This window comes from Candidatus Poribacteria bacterium (genome assembly GCA_021295755.1).
Taxonomy (GTDB): Bacteria; Poribacteria; WGA-4E; order WGA-4E; family PCPOR2b; genus PCPOR2b.
Window position 1 is genome coordinate 3,135 of the sequence record JAGWBT010000031.1, and the last position, 974, is coordinate 4,108.

Below are 974 nucleotides of genomic sequence, written 5' to 3' on the forward strand. Positions count from 1 at the left end.
GTTCTTGGATCTTCTAGTGGGCCCGTAGCCGTGATAAACAGGATTTTTCGGCCATCAGGGGACCAGTCTAGGCTTCTGTATCGAATATCCTTTTTGGCATTGTGGGTCAATTGCTCGATTCGGCGTTTCGCAATGTTCAGTTTGAGAATATTTGCTGCCTGTGCCGGAGGGTAAGAAATAAATACAACTTCAGTACCATCGGGGGAGATTGAGGGCGAACTAGCAAACAGATTCCGGGTGAGTTGAACGGGTCGTCCATCTAAGCCCTCAACTAGGAAGACTTCGGGAGTGCCCTGGCGTTCGGAAACGAAGACGATTTTGTCTTCCAATTCTTTTGCGTGCACAGATACGTCAATTGAAATCAGAAATGCAATACACGAAAAAGCGAAAAATTTCCTTTCCATATTAGTACCTTCGCATCATGCCGATAGGATGCCTCCTTGGATTAATCTATCAGGATTTACGCAAATTTAACATGTGGTGTGGATTTTTTTATTTTTAACCCCCTAAATCCCCCTTATCAGGGGGACTTATAAATCAACTGCGTAAGTCCTACCTATTTCAAGCAACACTGCTTCAGGGTGAATTGCGACCAACTTTCCGCGTACCTGTACCTACTACCGGCTTAGGACGTAGCAACGGCATAATGCTGTCGGCGGGACGTCCAGCCTGTAACGCTGCAGCCATCATCTTCATCGGTTTGTCGATATGATTGAAAAACTGCTTATAGCCCGCACAAAGATAGTTCAGGCCATCTTCACCGCTCGGTGTCTTGATGAAACGGTTCTTTGGGCAGCCGCCGTTACAGACGAAACGGACCTCGCAGTCTAGGCAATACTGAGGCAGGGTGTCCCGCTTGTCGGTTCCGAATTTCCGCTGGAACGTCGATTCGACCAACGCTTCCATTGGTGAGTCCATGACGTTGCCGAGGAAGTATTCCGGATCAACGTAGTGATCGCAGGAGTAGAGGTCGC

The 974-nt window shown here is 48.0% G+C and carries 1 protein-coding gene and 1 pseudogene (1 of these 2 only partly in view); both read right to left on the bottom strand.

Annotated elements, in window-relative coordinates; genetic code table 11:
• A partial coding sequence (locus tag J4G02_06050; GenBank protein ID MCE2394140.1) for a PD40 domain-containing protein occupies positions 1-404 on the bottom strand: 404 nt, incomplete at its 3' end.
• A 172-nt stretch (positions 405-576) separates the two neighbouring features.
• Positions 577-974, bottom strand: a pseudogene (locus J4G02_06055) (anaerobic sulfatase maturase); it runs 792 nt beyond the window's last position.